Here is a 17,247-nt window from a genome sequence, read left to right as displayed (position 1 = left end):
AAAAAATGGAAAAAGCGTTTATCAACCTTCTATACTTAATCTCAAGTATCCTATTTATCATCGGGTTGAAATATTTATCGCACCCGAAAACCGCAGTTCGCGGTAACTTTATCGGCGCGATCGGTATGTTCCTCGCAGTAGTCGGAGTATTTATAGAATACGGAAAAATCGGACAGGAAGATATCATTTGGATCGCCTCCGGTATTCTTGTCGGAACCGTTATCGGAACTTACATCGCTCTTACGGTAGAAATGACCGGAATGCCGCAACTCGTCGCGTTACTAAACGGCTTTGGCGGTTTAGCCTCCTTCTTAGTCGGCGGAAATTCTCTCATGGAAATATTGGAGACAGGTAAAAACGCAGAATTACTCACAAATTACCAGTTCACTATTTCAACCGCCGCGACTGGAATCATTGGTGCTGTGACTTTCACCGGGAGCGTAGTCGCATTCGGAAAACTGCAAGGTTTAGTTTCCGAAAAATCGGTTCGATATCTAGGTGATCAAATCGTAAAAGTATTGTTCTTTGCCGGATCTTTGTATCTCGGTTACTTGAACGTTACCCAACCGAAAGCCGTCGAATGGTATTGGTATGTCGTAATCGTAGGCTCCGTTCTTGGAGTGCTTTTGGTAATGCCGATCGGCGGCGCCGATATGCCGGTAGTAATCGCATTATTAAACTCTTATTCAGGAATCGCGGCTTCCGCAACTGGATTCGTGTTGGGAAATAACGTATTGATCATCGCCGGATCTTTAGTCGGAGCCTCCGGTGTAATTCTGACTCAAATTATGTGTAAAGCGATGAACCGATCGCTTCCGAACGTTCTCTTCGGCGGATTAGGCGGGGCAGTCACCACTACCGATTCGGGCGACATTTATGCCGGAAAAACTAAAAGTACTTCTGCCGAAGAAGTCGCGATGCTTTTGGATATGGCACAGCGTGTTGTTATCGTTCCAGGCTACGGAATGGCAGTCGCGCAAGCTCAGCATGCTGTTCGCGACCTTTACAATCAACTTACGGATCGCGGAATCGAAGTGGAGTTTGCAATCCATCCTGTTGCGGGAAGGATGCCTGGACACATGAACGTCTTATTGGCGGAAGCCGATATCCCTTACGATAAGATGAAAGAAATGGACGAGATCAACCCGACCTTCGATACGGTCGATGTAGTAATTGTCAACGGCGCGAACGACGTAGTAAATCCTTTAGCCAAGACCGATCCGAATTCTCCGATCGCGGGAATGCCGATTTTGGACGTAGAAAAAGCTAAAACGATCATCGTAATCAAACGTTCTTTAAGCCCGGGTTTCGCCGGAGTTCCAAACCCATTGTTCATCCAAGAAAATACTCTAATGTATTTCCAAGATGGAAAGAAAGCCACTCAAGAAATCGTAACGGCCCTGAAAGACATGTAACAATCGGATAACAAGTTTTTGTTCTTGGTTTTAAAATGGGAGGAGAAATCCTCCCATTTTTGTTTTATGCTCAAAAGTGATAGCTCCGGGAAACGTCTCTTGAACGACGCAAAAATACTTTTAAAAATTAATTCGAACTGATTTCTTCGAAGAAAAATGGAGGAGGTCCCGATGCAAAAGGAATACAAAGATTATAGCCATGAGGTACAACCTCATAAATCCAAATTGATTCGAACGCTACTAATCATATTTGGAACGGTCTGCGTCGCATTAGGAATTTTAGGAATATTCGTACCGGGACTTCCGACGACACCCTTTCTTCTCCTGGCAGCAGCCTGCTATGCTAAGGCTTCCGAAAGATTCTATAATTGGTTAATGAATAACAGATATTTCGGATCATTCATTAGAGATTGGAGAATTCATAAAGCTATTCCATTACGCGCCAAAATCATAGCTGTTTCGACAATTATCCTGACTATGGGACTCAGTGCGATATTTCTGCCTGTAATTGCGGTTCGAATCGGAATGGGGGTGATCGGACTGATTGTCATCGCGTATCTTTTACGATTCCCCACAAAGAAAAAAGAAACGCTCAATTAATAGGGAGACCGGGAAGGTAGCATATGGTAAACTTTCGGGTCATTGTCTCTTAATAACTCCGCAATATCCAGCGCTTCTTGAATCTTCACTTTTTTGTCCGGTTCTTCGTGAACCCAACCTGCAATGAAAGTTTCTAGTCTTCGATAATCTTTGATAAAGACAAGTGAACGTAAATAATTCACTTTATCTTCTTCGCTTAATATTCTAGTCCCGAGAATCGTCGAATAAACATTTGCAGAAGCCCGAAAATTATCGGTGTGAAAGTATGCATAAGCCAGAAACCGTTTTTCATTGAACGGCAGCTCCGGAAATTGATTGTACAACTTAATCGCTTTACGAAAATTCTTATCGATATCCATCGTTAACCGAGCATAAATATAAGCGAATTCCTTTGTAAGAAACCCTTCTTTTGCGAATTCTTTACATAGAGCCAGTGCATTAGCTTTATTCCCGAGCAGAAAATCGGATTTGAGTAAAATGAGTTTCGCATTTCGGAAATTGGGTTTCAACTCCACCGCCTTTTCCGATTCAGCCTTTGCGCGAAGATACTGACCCGTTTCAAAATATGCCATAGCCATATTCAATCGATAGAAAGGATTATAATTCGCTAATTCGACAGCTTTTTGAAAATATTGAACGGACGATTCCCATTTATTCCGACGCACGAAAATCATACCGAGTAGATAATAAGACGGATCATGGTTCGGATTTATCTCGACCGCCTTTAATAGAGATTTCTTAGATTGAGGGTAACGACCGATCGCATACAAGTATGCCCCGTTTAGATAGTAATACTCCAAACAATCGGGATCTAGTTTCTTGATTCTTTCGATATTCGCCTGCGAGCGAACTAGATTATTACTCCTAAGTAAATTGATAGTCTCAGTATTAAGGGCGAGTATTTGATATTTACGACGGGAGATTTCGGATTGATCGGTGGGCGGCGGAGGAGGAGGTAATTCTCCTTCGGGAGAAGCGGGAATTACCGACGGAGATTCTTCTCCGCTTACTTCCGCTCGAAGCAGATCTAAACCGAAAAAAAATGCAAAAACGGCTACGAATAGAGCCGTCTTCCTTAACGAAAGATGCATTCTTATTTTACGCCTACCCTTTTATAGGTTTCCGTATTATTCTTTTCCGGGTTAAAGAGTTCCATTTCGGCATCGCTGACCTTAGAAATCACATAGCGAATTTCAAAACCTAAATCTAAGAATCGAAACGCTAACTCGGGGGATTTCGATTTAGTCCCTTCTTCATGAAGAACATATTCGATATGGAATTCCTTTCCTTTTTCGGTTCCCTGTAATTCAGGATCACCATAGAGAGCCAATCCGTTCCGCAAAATCGTAAGTTTTGCTCCGGGAGCAGTGACCGGAAATTTGCAGCTACCTTCAGGCGAACAAGTCTTCGTATTTTCCCAGATTCCTAAAATTTGTTCCGGGAGTGCTTTATGACAATTCCACAAAGTCAGAAGTACCGTAAACAGAAGGAGAAATTTTTTCATCGGGCCCAGGCTACTTACGTCGAATCCCTTGTCGAGGGAATTTCATTCTCATAGACATCCTTCAAAACCGCGAGTCGTCATAGTAAATTTAAATTCCGAACAGAAGAGAGGAACAAAAGTATCTGTTATTCCTCGAGAACCGATCCTACTGAACTAACAGGAATTTATCACATTGAATTAATATTTGGTTTCTTAAATCTGCTGAAAGTATTCGTCTATTTTCAAAACTTCGAACGTTTTCATCAGATCAGGGTGTATCTCTTGGATTTGGATCTCAATTCCGTCGGACTGAGCGTTTTTGCAGAACCAAACTAAGGAACTAATCGAAATGGAATTCATAACGGGGATTTTTCCCAAATTTAGCACGATTCGTTTCGGTTTTTTCGCTATTGCGTCCATCAGCTGGTTTCGGAAGGCATAATAATCGTTAAAGAGAGCTGTTAGCTCCGGCTTGATCTCGATAATCTCGGAATTGTCGCCCATCTTTCATTATTTCCCTTTTTTTGCCATTTCTCCGCCGAAAATTTCCGCCGGATACTTTTTTTATCTTTTGGAAATCCCGAATTCAACCGAAATTTTAGTTGGGAAAGTACTATGTTTGAAAAAACACATTTCATGAAAACCCAGGATCTCTTGGAGAGAGGGATGAACGCTGCAACCTTGAAGCGTAAAGTCATCTCGGATAATATCGCAAATGCTGATGTTCCACATTTTAAGAGAAGCGAAGTGCTTTTTGAATCCATGATCAAGCGGGCTCTTGAATCGGAGAAAATAGAAACTTCCAAGGCAATTCCTACGCGAATCGAGGACGAAAGGCATATTTCTTTCTTTACTCCGTTGGATTACCGCCAAGTGCAGCCAAAGTCGAATATAGACTATCTCACGACGATGAGAGCGGACGGAAACAACGTCGATCCTGAAAAGGAAGTCGTCGACGCGTCCAATTCGCAAATGCAATATATGCTCATGGCAGATCGCCTCAATGCAAACTACCGTGATTTAAAAAACGTCATGAGACTCGCTTAAGTCCCGTAGATGGGACATAGCTGAATAATAGGGGAAGGAAAATGGGACTGTTTACTTCGATCAACATTTCGGCGACCGGCCTTTCAGCCCAAAGATTGCGTATGGACGTAATCGGAAACAATATCGCTAACGCGACTACGACTCGTAATACCAACGGTGACGGCCCGTTTCGAAGAGATAGAGTCGTATTAACGCCAGTAAACCTGCGTACACGTTGGAAAAGTCCCGTCTATCCGTTCGGCATCGCGCCGGGAGAAGGCAAAGGTGTGAAAGTAATGAAAATCGAAAAGGACATGTCTCCTTTGCGATTAGTTTACGATCCGACCCATCCGGATTCCATACAAATCGGCCCTAAAAAAGGATATGTAGAAATGCCGAACGTTAACATAGTAACGGAAATGACTGATATGATCTCGGCATCCCGTTCTTACGAAGCGAACGTTCAAATGATCACCGGTTCTAAAGCGATGTTTAATAAGGCTCTGGAAATCGGAAGGGCATAAAAGACCCGTCATAGGAGAAAACCGTGCAAGTAGATTTTAATTCCAAACTTTGGTACACTTATAATTCGGGTTATTCTGAATCTCGCTTTCCACTTTCTCCAAAAGGAGACAAGGTAAACGTTAAGGCAGAAGACGAACGGCATTATAAAGACGTTAAAGAATCGGTTTCTCCCGATTATGTGGCTGAAAGTTTTTCAGAAGCCATGAGAAACGCATTTAAGTCGGTTAACGATCTTCAAGTCGAAGCGGACGAACTAACTCAGAAGATGGTCTATGATCCGAACAGTGTAGATGCTCATGAAGTCATGATAGCGTCTGAAAAAGCCAGAGTTTCCCTGACATTTACTAAGACATTGGCGGACGGAGTAGTTCGAGCTTACCGCGATCTTACCTCGATGAGATGATTCTCTTTTCTTCTATTAAGCGCAAAGCATCGGGTTATATAATGAGCAGCCCGGTCCCTATTTTTAATCCGGAAATAAATATACTGCTATTTATGTTCTAAATCCATTAGGGAAGGAGCTATAAAATCTCATATCTTTCGCTCCGCGGGAAGAATCTTAACGGCAGATTAGTAAAGATTGCCGACCTATTGTAAATCACGAGATAAGTAAACTAAAAGATTCCTGCGAATTTGTAGGAGCTCCCACAACTAGCTGAAATGAAAACGAATTGAAGAATTGTCGATTTTATGAAATACGACATTCCGTGGTACCACCGCACCGGCCCCCGCCCAGGAAGGGCGGGGGCTAAATTCCCAATCAAGGCTTAATCATTTTAATCAACTTTAAATCCGCTTTGTTAAAGACGGTGATCTGCGTAGATCCAGCTCCTTCTTCTTTACCGGTAACATAAATTTTGTCACCGAAGAAAGTAACATTCGAATTCGGGCTAATCTCTTCTTCGGTTCCGGCCATTTTCTTTAGAGATTTATCGAATCGGGCCAGGAAATACTTTCCGTTTCTTTCTTCGAAAGCGTATACTTCTTCTCCTTTAAGAATCATTGGCGAGCGCCAGAAAACCGAATCTTTAGACCAAACCGTCGGTTTAAGCGTCTCTTGATCGATAAGGATTAGCTTATGTTCTGCAGAGTGATCGGATTCATATCCAACAACGAGAGCCTTTCCGTCAACGACTTCGAAAGTTCTACCGCATATCTTATTGAATTCTCCTTTGGAGATCTCATCGTCATTCGCCGGGTCTAAAGCGTGCAACTCATTACTGTAGTGTCCGTCGGAAAGATATTTAAGAGTTTTTAAGAATAGGATCCTACCTCCGACGACATTCTTATCAAATTCTTCTTTTTTCTTCTGCTCTTCTTTGACTGTCTCCAGTTCTTTCTTGGTATCCGTTAGTTCTTTTTGAAGTTCTTCCTTACTCTTTTTTTCGTCAGGCTTGGCTTCGTCTTTCTTAGAATCGCTGGAAGCAGTGGAGGAATCCTTTTTAGAGTCGGATTTGGCCGAATCAGTCGACGAGGATTTTGAATCCGATTTTCGCGCTTCTTCTTTCTTGGCGATTTCCTTTTCTTTCTCCTTTAACTGCTGCTCTTCCTTTTTAGTCTGTTGCTGCTGCTGCTGAACTTGTTTTCTTTCTTCCTGTTTCTGAACGATCTGCTTCTTGTTCTTAACCGGATCCTTATTTAATTCCTGAAGTTCTTTTTCGACTTTTCTCTCTTTTTCGGCAGCTTGCTGTTGTTGCTTTTTATTCTCGTCTTTCTTTTCTTCTAACTTTCGTTTCTCGTCTTCGAGCTTATTACGTTGGAGGTCGTCCATTTTTTTCTTATCATCTTGCCCCTCCTTCTTCTTATCCAGATCCTTGTTTACTTCGGTTTCGAGCTCATCCGTATGAACATCTTTACCGTCTTCGGAAAGAATATTGCCGACTATCGGAATGACGATCTGCGTTTTATCGGGCCATTCGCTGTATCGTCTCGCGATACCTATTTTATCGGGAGTTAAATTCTTAACTACTTCTTCTCCGTATTTACGCTTAACATACGAGGCGCCTTTTCTATGAATCGCATTATAATAAAGAATATAAGTCGCAAGCGTTTCGGAATTTTGCTCCGAGTAACCGAAGTTCGTCTTAACATAACCCGTTAAAATTCGTTGAATGGAATTAATGTGACCGAATTCAGTTTCCTTACCGAGACTGATAATATCTGCGCCGAACTTTTTATCTTCCGGAAGGATACGTATCGCACTGACCCCATCTTCGCTGGCCTTATTTTTTGCATCCTTCTTAAGTGATTCGGCAAGAGCCGTACCTGTTTTAGAATTACTGCCTTTAGTTTCCTCATCTGCCCTAGCTGCGGAACGGTTTATAAAATTTACCCTCCCCGAAGAGCGAACCTCGGTTTCCCCTAATCGGGGACCGGACTGTGCATAATGGGAAGTGGCAAAACTTCCGAGAACGATCGCGAGGACGGTCAGTCGAATCCGTGACATGTAGGAACTCCTTAGAACTGCAAATCTGCTGCTAGGCATAAACAGCGTGAGGGCTATCGTACGATGTTTCGGACCAACCTGCCAAGGATTTTTCCCGAATGATTACTTACTTAATAGGAAGAAAGTTGCCCCTTCACGACCGAATTTTACCCTAGTCTCATGCGCGAATTTCGACGTAGAATTTATAATTTCTGTGCCGGTCCGGCCATGCTCCCTACTTCGGTAATGGAAAAAGCAGCCGGAGAATTTTTGAATTTCAGGAATTCCGGAATGTCCATTATGGAAGTCAGCCATAGGGGCAAACTATTCGATCAAGTGTTGGACGAAGCGTTAGCTCTCCTACGCGAATTATTATCAATCCCGGACGAATTTGAAATCGCTTTCTTTTCGGGCGGTGCCACCCTTCATTTTTCCGCGATTCCCTGGAACCTGTTAAAGGAGGGCGAAAGCGCCGACTATTCCATCACCGGAATTTTTGCGAAAAAGGCGATGGAGGAAGCTCTGCGATTTAATCCCGTCCAAAAAATTTATGACGGTGATTCCCAACATTATACGACAGTCCCGGATCTAACGGATGCAAACGTAAGTGATGGAGCCGCTTACTTTTATATAACATCCAATAATACTTTGTTCGGCTCGCGTTATCCTACTATTCCTACGATCACCAAGGCGCCTCTCGTCGCGGATATGACCTCCGAAATACTATCAAGAAAAATTGATATTCGGAAGTTCGGTGTCATCTTTGCAGGCGCTCAAAAGAATATAGGCCCGGCGGGTTTAAGTGTTGTGATCATTCGAAAGGACTTACTCGGTCGGTCTAAAAGGACGATCCCAGTATTAATGGATTACGGCTTGACCGTAAAGAATAAGTCTATGTATAACACTCCACCCACGTATTCCATCTATATGGCTAAGTTGGTTTTCGAATGGCTAAAAGAAAAAGGAGGCTTGGATGTTGTAGAGAAGGAAAACGACGACAAAGCAAAACTCCTTTACGATTATCTGGATTCGACTTCATTATATACGGTCCCGGTAAAAAAACCGTACCGATCTACGATGAATGCTGTGTTTACTTTAAAAGATAAATCGTTAGAACCGAAGTTTATAGAACAGGCCGACGACCGTGGATTGCACGGCCTCGAAGGGCATCGTCTTGTAGGCGGATTTCGAGCTTCCATATACAATTCTATGCCAAAAGAAGGAATCTTGGCTTTGATAGAATTCATGAAAGAATTCGAAGCTAACGCCTAAGCCAATCATGTCGGTAAAGAAAACGGTCCGACGAATCTTAGTTTCGGGAATATTGCTACTGGTTTCGACTGTTTTGGATTCGGCGCCGCTTTATTTTCGGACTTCTACTCGAGCCGCTTCCTGCTTTTCCCCCGGAGGCCCGACTAAGGAAATCAAAAATTTTTATACCTCCAGGCTGCCGCCCGAAGAAAAGGCGATTTGGATCGAGCGTCTTTCTTCGCAGGAAGCAAAATCTCTGTGGCAAAGCTTGGACTGCGTTTATCAACTTAAATTATCGAAAGAAGAGAAACTTCAACTTTTAGAGGACCATCTAAGACACCAAGAGACGCGGGAACTTTTATTTTCTTACTACGAAAATCATCTCCTCTCCGAGGAAAGAACCCTTCGATTTTCCGCCTTCGAAGAAAAGTCGGTAAAGAATTTTCTTTCGGCAAAAAAGGAATTACTAAGCCGATTGTACGAAGCCGAAAGGGCCTCTCTTTCGGAAAAACCTCTTCCTGTTGAAACTTTCGCGAATTTGTATTTGGCTCTCCTTCTACAACATTGGGAGTTCTTCCAAACTGCACCCGAATTTCTCAAAGAAAGTCTGAACGAGTGAAATCAGAAAATCCGACTTTATTCGGAATTTGCTTGAACCCGTAAAATCCCGCAGTACGTTTACGTCAGGACATGAAAAAGATAGGCATTGCCTCCGATCACGGGGGTTTCGAGCTAAAAGAATACCTAAGACACGAATTAGGAAATTCGATAGAAATAGTAGATTATGGAACCAAAGACGAATCTTCCGTAGATTATCCGATCGTCATCGGTGAGGCTTGCAAAAAAGTCCTCTCAGGAGAAGTCGACGGCTTAATCGCTTTATGCGGAACAGGTATCGGCGCCTCTATCGCAGCAAACAGATTTAAAGGAATTCGCGCCGCTCTATGTCACGACGAATTTACTGCGGAAATGTCCCGTCGTCATAATAATGCGAATGTTTTAGTGCTCGGAGGCCGAGTTCTTGGAAAGGAACTAGCGATCCGGATTTGCCAAAAATGGCTCTCAACTACATTTGAAGCCGGCCGTCACGAAAGACGTGTAAGCCAACTCGACTCGATTAGCTAGACATTTCTTCCGGAAGAGAGAGCCTGGATGCGAAAGATAATTGGACCATATAGTAAATTCTCTCTTTTAAGTCTTTTTTTTCTTTTTGGATTTACCGTACTCCAATCGGAGACCAATTCCTTTTCTCTAAGCTCTTTTATTTTAAAAGACTTGAGGTTACAAAAGTCGGAAAGCGGTAACAATTTTATCGAACTCTCTCCCAGAGACCGTAAGCAAGGCGCGGAATTATTTTTCGATTTCGAGGAAGATGAAGCTTCCAATCTTCAGGATAAAACCGGCGGATACCGAGTTCTCTCTTCATCCTATCTGGTTGATCCCGCACAAGCTCATACCGGCAAACGGTCTGCTCGTTTTGCAGGCAAGAGATCGGGAATAAAGATCTCCGGCAGAACGAAAGGCATTCTAACTAGCTCTGATCTTAAGGAAGAATTTTATATTTCTTTGTTTCTGCTCCCCGGAACTTTGGATAAGGAAGCGGTTCTATTAACTAGGGGTCTATACACGCGAGGAAAAAAATTCGGCTGGGATCTAAAGATTAAGGATGAAATTCCTATTTTAGAACTTTCTAATTTTTTCCAAAAGGAAGATAAATCTTTTACTTCATTTAGGATCGTCGGGCGACAAAGAATTTCCAGATCTAAATGGAATCACCTCGTGATTCATTTCAAACCGGTTCAGCGAGAGGTTATTTTTTATATCAACGGAAAAGAAACCGAACGAATTGGAGTTCCGATAAAGGAGGTTATTACGCGAATCGGATTTCATCCGGAAGATACAACACCGTTTGTTATCGGAGAAAATTTTTACGGTTGGCTCGATGATTTTCTCGTCGCGAAAGGATCTCCCGATTTGGAGGCGCTCTCTACTCCTTACCAAGGCCAAACGTACGATAGTTCCGCCTTTACAGCCGAAACAAAATTCGGAACGGCGATATCTCCGATATACAAAACTCGTTACACGAATTCGACTCCCGAAACTCTCATCCTGAAAGCGAAAGTTCCCAAATCCTCCTTTCTCGAATTTTATTTCCGGTCTTCTGCACAACCGTTTGCAAGAGCCGCAGATTCCCCTTTGTGGAAAGCGATCGATTTGCGTAAATTAGAAGAATATAAAGAAGAAGATCTATCGCGAGAAGGTGCTGATGAAGAAACTGGACCGCCCAGATTCTTTACTTATAGAATTCCTTTAGATAAAATCTGGAATGGAAAAGCCCCCTCTTTTAAATACTATCAGGCCAAAGCTAAATTTAAGGCCGATGCCAGCGGCAAAATAAGCCCGGAACTTGAAGGGATAATATTCACTTACAAGGAAACACTGCCTCCGGTCAAACCGATGGGCTTAAAGGTCGCATATTCCGACGATGATTATCCGGACGCTAGTGGGCCGAGAGTTTGCTTGAGTTGGATTCCGAATCCTGAACGTGAAGTCCGTGGGAAGTCGGGGGGTTACGTTATTCATTACGGTGTCGGGCCGAATCGGATGGTTGGAATTATAAAAGGCACTCATAAGGATTTGGCGCAAGGGAAAATGACAGTGCTTTCGATCAAGGATCGCGAAAAACACCCTATGAGCGAATATTTGGATCCCATCCTTGGGGACGATTCATCTTGTCCTAAACAGGTGGAAAACGGCGGTCAAAGACTCTGCCAATGCATAGACAATCGTCTCATCAGTCTTAACGCCGAATCTCCGGACGAAAATCAGGAAGAAGCAAAGCCAACCAAAAAGTCTAAAAAAAAGAGAGCGTCTCGAGATCCTTATGATAAGAAATTACTCTTTTTGCAAAAGGGTTTAACTTTCTATTTTAAAGTAGGCGCTTATAATTCCTTCTACGATCCCGTCACCGGGTTCGATCAGATAAGTCCGTTAAGCGACGCCGTCGAGGTCTATTTCCTGAGCGAGTAAAACTTTTATCAGGCTCTGTTTTTTGTACTTAGGATCCTTCGCCAAGACCCCATCCAAATCCAGCAAGGAAGCCACGGCTATGTCGGTCCAATTTTTCCAATCCAGTTCTTTAGAAATAGATAATTTTAGGGCGAGTGAAATTTCCTCTTTTCTCAAAGGTAAAAGATCTACAAAGAAACTCTTCGATTGAGTCCAAAGTATTTCTTTCTTAACTGAATCCGGTTCTTTCTCAAGAATTTCTTCAAGGGCGGACAGAGATAAATAGAATAAAACGTTTTTCTTTGTAAGGGCTTCCAATGCGCCGCGAATCACTTTTTTGGAATTTTCTGAACCTAGGATCAGTTCATGAAACGAATCGCGGCTAAGTAATAGTTTCAACTGGCGGTTCCGGGATAGACGTTAGCAAGTTCTTTTAGCGCTTCCAATCTTTGATAGGAATCGGAGCTGAATATTTCGTTGCGGAAACAGGTTCTGAGCAATTCGGACGCGGACATATCCCGCTTATCCGCCTCTTGCTTTAGAAGGTCGAACTCCTCGTCCGTTAGGAGCATCTGAAATCTGCGTTCAATTCGAGCCATTTACTCCTCTTCTTTCAATTCCTTTTCATTTTTCAAGTAGGTTCCGTAATAAATTTTCGAATCCTTTAGCTGTCCTAGGCTTTCGTAAATTGCTCCGATATTATAGTTGGCCTGATTCAATCTAAAATCATATTTAAATGATTTTCTAAAAATTTGTATCGCGCGATCTTCCCGACCTGCATACCATTCGCTCAGCGCCCATAAAAAAAACCATTTACCCAGATCCGGGTCTCTCGGCGCAATTTTAGATAGATGTCCTAAAGCCTCCTCAAAAATGGAGGCCGATCTCAGGTAGTTATCTCTGATTTTCTTGATTTTTTCCATTCTTGAAAAAACATCTTCGTCGTGCTTGGGAAGTTCAAGATCGGATCTCCAAAATAAAGCTCTCGCTAAATACAATCTATACATCAGCTCCGCCGGATTCTTCCGAACGTATTCTTCCAGAAACGGTAAACTTTGCGCTTCCTGCCCGTTCTGTTGAAGATTTAAAATTTTCTGTTTTGCCGCCTTATTCCATTCTCGTCGATTCTCTTCCTGGGCCGTCAAGAAGTGAGATGAAAAAAGAAATAATATGCTTATAATGAAGAACTTTCCAATCGAAAGATTCATTTGCGCAAATACCTTAGATGTAAGTGTAAAGATTTTTGCCGTTCTCCGGGTACGGCAAATGAATGATTTCAAAAGGCAGACCGATCCTTTGTAGGATATTCTGCAAATCGTCATTCATGTTTTCCCGGGATAAAACGAATATCTCGCCCGCGGAAACCCCGAATGCATAGTCCTCGGTTCCTAATAAAGGTTGAACCTCTTCGAGAATTCTCTTTCTCCAATCCTCGGTTAGATCGTAATTTTGTTGGCCCTTCAATCGAATTTTAAACAAATTACAACGACTTCTCTCGCCGTGAGTTGCCCAGCGTAAAAGTAAAAATTGAATTTGGACAAGATCGCGTTTGTCCTGGATAGCATGGGACGCTTGTTCGATTTCAAGTTGGAGAAACGCGTCCTCGACCGGGTCGATCGATTTTTCCACGGAGTCCCGAATCTGCTCGGCGAGCGCAGCATTCGGCGGATCCGGAAACAGCAAAAAGAACCTGAAATCCAAACCTGATCTAAATAACGGAAAAGAAATAATCCGAATCACTCCATCTAGATCTGCAGGATCGAATTTTTTTATAAAAAAATGATCGTTTCGCCTCTCTTCAGTCACATCGATAATTGAAACTTCGTTATTTTCCTGACCCAAAAATTGATCTCCATAAAGAAAAATCATATTCTGACGGGTGTATGGTTGCATTCCATACGTAACTGCAGGCTGATATGCGCCTCTTCTTCGATCATAGAAATGAATGCTAAACGACTTCACGTGCAAAGACGAAAAAATCGTAAGGTAATATTTTAAAAGAGAAGAAACAGAAGTATCCAGACCTTGGTGAATTTCATCCAATACTTCGAGTATTTTACGCTTTTCCCGAATAGGCTGCAGATCCAACCATGTGCGGAATCTATCGGATAACGGCATTTCCTCGTTCGGATCCGTTTTACGAATCCCCCACCATGCTCTTGCCCATAAGAAAAATCTAGATTTATGTTGAGGAGCGATGCCTCTCGCAGCTTTTAGACCTACTTCGGCTAATCCGGTGACACGCAATGCTTTGGCTAAAAGACCCGTTTCTTTCGGTTTCTCTTCTATCTCTATAGATGTGGAAACTCCCGTGGACCTGACTTTATCAACCAATTTGGCCAACTCGTCCGTAAAGATAGAATCGCGTTTTCTTTGAACGGATTCCGATAAATTCGAATCCGGTTCCACAATTGTAGTTACGTCCCGGATCCCAATCGAAGACAGCTCTTGTGTCGTTGAAACCGGTTTCGGATCTCGTAAAAACTTCGGAGTCAGAAATGAATTTTCGGGAAGATCAAACGGCAAGACGTAAAAAGTCCCGCTTGCAAGCGGTTTCGTTTCAAAAACGGGAGCGCCTGTCTCGTTCGACTCGGAAAGTCTTTTAACCGCCTCGATTTTCTTCAAAGTCTCGTCCTTGATTCTTTCGGCAAGGAGTTGGCTAAGCTGGGAAACATCGGCGCGTTTATGGGAGAATTTGATCGACCGTTTTCGTAAAAATAAAATCGAAATATCCAGAAGAAACAATAGTCCGAAGAAAAGCGGAAACAAAATAATAAATTCAGAATGTACCGCGGGAATAAGAAGAAAGAAACCCTGAATAAATCCCGATTTATCCTCGGGAAAATGCGCGTAATATGCCCGATATTCCCTGTCTCCGATATCGATCGATTTAAAATCGGCACCCGTTTCCTTCAAAGAATATAAAAGCTCTTCGACAATCCTTCTTGGATCCGTCCTTTCACTTTCAAAAATCCAATCTCGAAACGACCCCACCTTCAATTCCGGAACGAAATATTCTTTCTTACCGTCAAAATCGAAAAAAAACTTTTCTTTGTCTAATAAAGCCAAAACTGCAATCTGCTTTTCGTATAAAGGAACGAAGAAAACGGGTTCGTTCCCTAACGGAAGCAACCTGCTCGTGTTTCCTTCCCAAGCTTGGACAAGTAATTGCTTTGACGCATTCGTATCGAGTTCCGGGGAGGAAATTGTATTATCCGAAGCATCCCAAATAGCGAAACTTCTTACTGGAAGAGGCACATTCTTCGTATCGAGCAAGCTAGGATCGGTGGAACGAATTTGATTTTCTAAGTTAATTATATTTTTATTAAAGAAGGCGAATGCCATTTCGAGCTTTGATCGGTAAAATACTCCATCCGGAAAATAAGGTTCTAACCAAAGTATCAAAAAAGAAAATAAAAAAGCAAATGCAAGAAGTAAGCGTAATTTAGTTCCGATCATCGATTTCCATCCCGAACTTTAGAGAATAAACCTAATAACTCTAACTTCAATTTCAGCCAATCTTCTCGTTCAACGAATCTTGCTTCGGTCCTAATCGAATAAAATAAGCTGCTCGCCAATAAACCGCCGAGCAAGACTAAAAAGGAAACACCCAAAGCCGCCATCATTAACAACAATTCTCGAACTCGTGAATTTCGGGGAAAGCTGAGAAATAATTCCGTCCGCTCATTTGCAATTTTTTCCCAAGTAGGTCGGTCGAAAAATTTTCTTTCCTTTGATGATTCGGATAATAGGGAGTACATTTCTATCCCGCCCTTTTTTGAATCGGATATGAATTTCGAACCCGGCCCAGCCGAAGGAAGTAAGGGGGTATCGGGAGATAAATTCGTCTCCAGTACTTCTATCTCTTGACCTTTCCTTTGAAATGCTATATATAAAAAGCCTTGGTAAGCATCCTGTGGAAGATACGATTTTCGAATTCCAGCGGAAGCAGCGATCATTCTATCAGCATCTTCTTTCGAAATTTGAAAGTAAAGCCTCCCTTCGGAGTTTCTGTAAAGTAGATCTCGTTGCGAATCTTCCGCCCAATGTCCCGGAGCGATTTCTAATCCTCCCAATCTAAGATCGGGATGAAATACTAGCTTCTCCGGATCGGAAGAATAAATGAGTCTGTACGAACTTTCGTAAATTCTGACAAAGGTAAAATCACCCGAGGAAAGCAGATCTTTTCCGAGTACTTTTCCTTGGCTTTCCGAGTTAGGGTCAGGATTCTTTCTGATGATATATTCGATCCTAAGACCTAAATCATAATAAGTATCATTGAACCGAGTCATTAATTCTTTTGCAAGTTTCGCTTTGCGAAAATGGGAAGAAGCACTCAAGATCTGCACTGGAGCGAAGAAAACGGATTCTCTCCATGCCGACGGAAAAAAAGGGATGGAAAGAAGCAGCGGACATAGAATGATCAGGGAAAGAATTCGAATCCGCCGACTATGAGAACGTGGGTTCACTTTTCTAGTATCGGCCGATTTACCCGTTCGAATCAGTCTAAATGTTAAGGATCTCCGCCTACTGAGCGGGCAAAAAGTAAGATGATTTTTTATGTATTTATCGACGGAATCGGCTTTGGTGAGAATGATCCCGAAAAAAACCCGTTTTCTCGATTCTCTACCGGAGTATTTCTTCCGTTAGCCGGAAAGGAAATCCCGAAAGACTCTCCGCCCCGCTTGCAAGACCTAGTTTACATTAAGACCGATGCAAGCATGGGCATAAAGGGATTACCACAGAGCGCCACCGGTCAAACATCTCTCTGGACAGGAATCAACGCTTGTCAGGTCCTAAATCGACATATGAGCGGCTTTCCGACATTTACCTTAAAACGAATTATCGCTAAATACTCCATTGTCCGGGTATTGGAGGAACGAGGATTTAAAGCCGACTTACTAAATTGTTATACTCCTGGTTTTTCGGATCACGTAAAAAAAAATCCGAGACAAGTCTCCGCTTCGACATTAATTCAAATGGCCGGAAATAAACCCCTGAAAGGAATGGAGGATCTTAGAGCCGGTAAAGGTCTTTATATGGATATCAGCAGAGAATTCCTGCGAAAATTCGGCCGAGATTATATCGAGAAGGGAGACCCCGTTTTGGAAAAGCAAGACCCGTATGCAACCGGGAAAGCGATCGTTCCCGCAATTAAGGATTACACTCTCTGTATATACGAATATTTTTTGACCGATAAGGTCGGTCATAAAATGAACTGGAGTGGAGCGGACCGTTGTATTCAAGACTTGGAAGGATTTTTGCTCGGTGTAATCGAAGCAATGAACCCGGATGAAGATCAATTGATCGTCACATCGGATCACGGAAATTTGGAAGATTTAACCGTAGATGTGCATACGACAAACCTGGTTCCGACGATCCTGTTCGGGAAATATACCGAGCGAATGAAAGATAAGATCAAATCCCTAAAAGACATTCCTCATGCAATTTATGACTGCCTAGGATTCCGAATAGAAATGTCGGAAGAAGAGTTTATTCAAACCGCCAGTTAA

The 17,247-nt window shown here is 42.6% G+C and carries 19 protein-coding genes; 10 read left to right on the top strand and 9 right to left on the bottom strand.

Going from position 1 to position 17,247, the window contains the following annotated elements; genetic code table 11:
• Nucleotides 1–5: 5 nt before the first annotated feature.
• Both LEP1GSC050_RS13510 and LEP1GSC050_RS13505 read left to right on the top strand, forming a co-directional pair.
• Entirely contained in the window at nt 6–1,415 is a 1,410-nt protein-coding gene (locus LEP1GSC050_RS13510) for an NAD(P)(+) transhydrogenase (Re/Si-specific) subunit beta (RefSeq protein ID WP_010571737.1), read from the top strand.
• Between the two features lie 171 nt (nt 1,416–1,586).
• Complete coding sequence (locus LEP1GSC050_RS13505; RefSeq protein ID WP_020987759.1) at nt 1,587–2,015, top strand: YbaN family protein; 429 nt, start codon at nt 1,587–1,589, stop codon at nt 2,013–2,015.
• Here the strand turns inward: LEP1GSC050_RS13505 and LEP1GSC050_RS13500 are convergent.
• The 3 genes from LEP1GSC050_RS13500 to LEP1GSC050_RS13490 all read right to left on the bottom strand — a co-directional run bounded on the left by LEP1GSC050_RS13500 (nt 2,012) and on the right by LEP1GSC050_RS13490 (nt 4,002).
• Nucleotides 2,012–3,106, bottom strand: a complete 1,095-nt coding sequence (locus tag LEP1GSC050_RS13500; RefSeq protein ID WP_010571735.1) for a tetratricopeptide repeat protein — start codon at nt 3,104–3,106, stop codon at nt 2,012–2,014. The two genes, LEP1GSC050_RS13505 and LEP1GSC050_RS13500, sit on opposite strands and share 4 nt — an antisense overlap.
• 2 nt (nt 3,107–3,108) lie before the next feature.
• Entirely contained in the window at nt 3,109–3,519 is a 411-nt protein-coding gene (locus LEP1GSC050_RS13495; RefSeq protein WP_010571734.1) for an LIC10301 family lipoprotein, read from the bottom strand.
• 192 nt (nt 3,520–3,711) lie between these two features.
• Nucleotides 3,712–4,002, bottom strand: coding sequence for an STAS domain-containing protein (locus tag LEP1GSC050_RS13490; protein ID WP_010571733.1), 291 nt, complete (start codon nt 4,000–4,002; stop codon nt 3,712–3,714).
• Between the two features lie 111 nt (nt 4,003–4,113).
• On the opposite strand from LEP1GSC050_RS13490, the gene flgB reads away from it, so the two are divergent.
• From flgB to fliE, 3 genes are read left to right on the top strand one after another with little or no spacing between them, the layout of a single operon-like run.
• Nucleotides 4,114–4,545 (top strand): flagellar basal body rod protein FlgB, encoded by a 432-nt coding sequence (gene flgB, locus LEP1GSC050_RS13485; RefSeq protein ID WP_010571732.1) that lies wholly within the window; start codon nt 4,114–4,116, stop codon nt 4,543–4,545.
• A gap of 41 nt (nt 4,546–4,586) precedes the next feature.
• Nucleotides 4,587–5,048 carry a flagellar basal body rod protein FlgC gene (gene flgC / locus LEP1GSC050_RS13480; protein ID WP_010417134.1) on the top strand — a complete coding sequence of 154 codons (462 nt, stop codon included), beginning with the start codon at nt 4,587–4,589 and terminating at the stop codon, nt 5,046–5,048.
• A gap of 23 nt (nt 5,049–5,071) precedes the next feature.
• On the top strand, nt 5,072–5,452 hold the full coding sequence (gene fliE, locus LEP1GSC050_RS13475) for a flagellar hook-basal body complex protein FliE (RefSeq protein WP_010417131.1): 381 nt from the start codon (nt 5,072–5,074) through the stop codon (nt 5,450–5,452).
• 357 nt (nt 5,453–5,809) lie between these two features.
• Here fliE and LEP1GSC050_RS13470 read toward each other — a convergent pair whose 3' ends face one another.
• Entirely contained in the window at nt 5,810–7,495 is a 1,686-nt protein-coding gene (locus LEP1GSC050_RS13470; protein WP_010571731.1) for a P83/100 family protein, read from the bottom strand.
• Between the two features lie 159 nt (nt 7,496–7,654).
• Between LEP1GSC050_RS13470 and serC the strand changes: the two genes are divergently transcribed.
• From serC to LEP1GSC050_RS13450, 4 genes are all read left to right on the top strand, one after another.
• Complete coding sequence (gene serC, locus LEP1GSC050_RS13465; RefSeq protein WP_010571730.1) at nt 7,655–8,746, top strand: 3-phosphoserine/phosphohydroxythreonine transaminase; 1,092 nt, start codon at nt 7,655–7,657, stop codon at nt 8,744–8,746.
• A gap of 7 nt (nt 8,747–8,753) precedes the next feature.
• The gene (locus LEP1GSC050_RS13460; protein WP_010571729.1) at nt 8,754–9,344 is read left to right on the top strand and encodes a hypothetical protein; all 591 of its coding nucleotides are present in this window, start codon (nt 8,754–8,756) and stop codon (nt 9,342–9,344) included.
• A 71-nt stretch (nt 9,345–9,415) separates the two neighbouring features.
• Nucleotides 9,416–9,850, top strand: coding sequence for a ribose 5-phosphate isomerase B (gene rpiB / locus LEP1GSC050_RS13455; protein WP_010571728.1), 435 nt, complete (start codon nt 9,416–9,418; stop codon nt 9,848–9,850).
• A gap of 27 nt (nt 9,851–9,877) precedes the next feature.
• Nucleotides 9,878–11,755 carry a hypothetical protein gene (locus LEP1GSC050_RS13450; protein WP_020987492.1) on the top strand — a complete coding sequence of 626 codons (1,878 nt, stop codon included), beginning with the start codon at nt 9,878–9,880 and terminating at the stop codon, nt 11,753–11,755.
• Here the strand turns inward: LEP1GSC050_RS13450 and LEP1GSC050_RS13445 are convergent.
• The 5 genes from LEP1GSC050_RS13445 to LEP1GSC050_RS13425 are packed head-to-tail and all read right to left on the bottom strand — an operon-like array spanning nt 11,717 to nt 16,203.
• Complete coding sequence (locus tag LEP1GSC050_RS13445) at nt 11,717–12,133, bottom strand: hypothetical protein (RefSeq protein ID WP_010571726.1); 417 nt, start codon at nt 12,131–12,133, stop codon at nt 11,717–11,719. The two genes, LEP1GSC050_RS13450 and LEP1GSC050_RS13445, sit on opposite strands and share 39 nt — an antisense overlap.
• Nucleotides 12,130–12,333, bottom strand: a complete 204-nt coding sequence (locus LEP1GSC050_RS13440) for a hypothetical protein (protein ID WP_010571725.1) — start codon at nt 12,331–12,333, stop codon at nt 12,130–12,132. Before LEP1GSC050_RS13440 ends, LEP1GSC050_RS13445 begins: the two co-directional genes overlap by 4 nt.
• A complete protein-coding gene (locus LEP1GSC050_RS13435) occupies nt 12,334–12,942 on the bottom strand; it encodes a tetratricopeptide repeat protein (RefSeq protein ID WP_020987225.1) in 609 nt (202 codons plus the stop codon).
• 13 nt (nt 12,943–12,955) lie between these two features.
• Nucleotides 12,956–15,193 (bottom strand): hypothetical protein, encoded by a 2,238-nt coding sequence (locus LEP1GSC050_RS13430; RefSeq protein WP_010571724.1) that lies wholly within the window; start codon nt 15,191–15,193, stop codon nt 12,956–12,958.
• Nucleotides 15,190–16,203 carry a hypothetical protein gene (locus LEP1GSC050_RS13425; protein WP_010571723.1) on the bottom strand — a complete coding sequence of 338 codons (1,014 nt, stop codon included), beginning with the start codon at nt 16,201–16,203 and terminating at the stop codon, nt 15,190–15,192. Before LEP1GSC050_RS13425 ends, LEP1GSC050_RS13430 begins: the two co-directional genes overlap by 4 nt.
• A gap of 81 nt (nt 16,204–16,284) precedes the next feature.
• Between LEP1GSC050_RS13425 and LEP1GSC050_RS13420 the strand changes: the two genes are divergently transcribed.
• Nucleotides 16,285–17,247, top strand: a complete 963-nt coding sequence (locus LEP1GSC050_RS13420; RefSeq protein ID WP_020987640.1) for an alkaline phosphatase family protein — start codon at nt 16,285–16,287, stop codon at nt 17,245–17,247.

Source organism: Leptospira broomii serovar Hurstbridge str. 5399 (assembly GCF_000243715.2).
Classification (GTDB): Bacteria; Spirochaetota; Leptospiria; order Leptospirales; family Leptospiraceae; genus Leptospira_B; species Leptospira_B broomii.
Note: the sequence above shows the minus strand (reverse complement) of the source record. Positions and strands in the feature narration are given on the sequence as shown.

Bases quoted from the DNA above. Each gene is read 5' to 3' on its own strand.
- LEP1GSC050_RS13505 (WP_020987759.1), top strand. From the start codon at position 1,587: ATGCAAAAGGAATACAAAGATTATAGCCATGAGGTACAACCTCATAAA.
- LEP1GSC050_RS13490 (WP_010571733.1), bottom strand. From the start codon at position 4,002: ATGGGCGACAATTCCGAGATTATCGAGATCAAGCCGGAGCTAACAGCT.
- LEP1GSC050_RS13460 (WP_010571729.1), top strand. From the start codon at position 8,754: ATGTCGGTAAAGAAAACGGTCCGACGAATCTTAGTTTCGGGAATATTG.
- LEP1GSC050_RS13495 (WP_010571734.1), bottom strand. From the start codon at position 3,519: ATGAAAAAATTTCTCCTTCTGTTTACGGTACTTCTGACTTTGTGGAAT.
- LEP1GSC050_RS13435 (WP_020987225.1), bottom strand. From the start codon at position 12,942: ATGAATCTTTCGATTGGAAAGTTCTTCATTATAAGCATATTATTTCTT.
- LEP1GSC050_RS13420 (WP_020987640.1), top strand. From the start codon at position 16,285: ATGATTTTTTATGTATTTATCGACGGAATCGGCTTTGGTGAGAATGAT.
- LEP1GSC050_RS13430 (WP_010571724.1), bottom strand. From the start codon at position 15,193: ATGATCGGAACTAAATTACGCTTACTTCTTGCATTTGCTTTTTTATTT.
- flgB (WP_010571732.1), top strand. From the start codon at position 4,114: ATGTTTGAAAAAACACATTTCATGAAAACCCAGGATCTCTTGGAGAGA.
- LEP1GSC050_RS13500 (WP_010571735.1), bottom strand. From the start codon at position 3,106: ATGCATCTTTCGTTAAGGAAGACGGCTCTATTCGTAGCCGTTTTTGCA.
- rpiB (WP_010571728.1), top strand. From the start codon at position 9,416: ATGAAAAAGATAGGCATTGCCTCCGATCACGGGGGTTTCGAGCTAAAA.
- serC (WP_010571730.1), top strand. From the start codon at position 7,655: ATGCGCGAATTTCGACGTAGAATTTATAATTTCTGTGCCGGTCCGGCC.
- LEP1GSC050_RS13470 (WP_010571731.1), bottom strand. From the start codon at position 7,495: ATGTCACGGATTCGACTGACCGTCCTCGCGATCGTTCTCGGAAGTTTT.
- flgC (WP_010417134.1), top strand. From the start codon at position 4,587: ATGGGACTGTTTACTTCGATCAACATTTCGGCGACCGGCCTTTCAGCC.
- LEP1GSC050_RS13440 (WP_010571725.1), bottom strand. From the start codon at position 12,333: ATGGCTCGAATTGAACGCAGATTTCAGATGCTCCTAACGGACGAGGAG.
- LEP1GSC050_RS13510 (WP_010571737.1), top strand. From the start codon at position 6: ATGGAAAAAGCGTTTATCAACCTTCTATACTTAATCTCAAGTATCCTA.
- LEP1GSC050_RS13450 (WP_020987492.1), top strand. From the start codon at position 9,878: ATGCGAAAGATAATTGGACCATATAGTAAATTCTCTCTTTTAAGTCTT.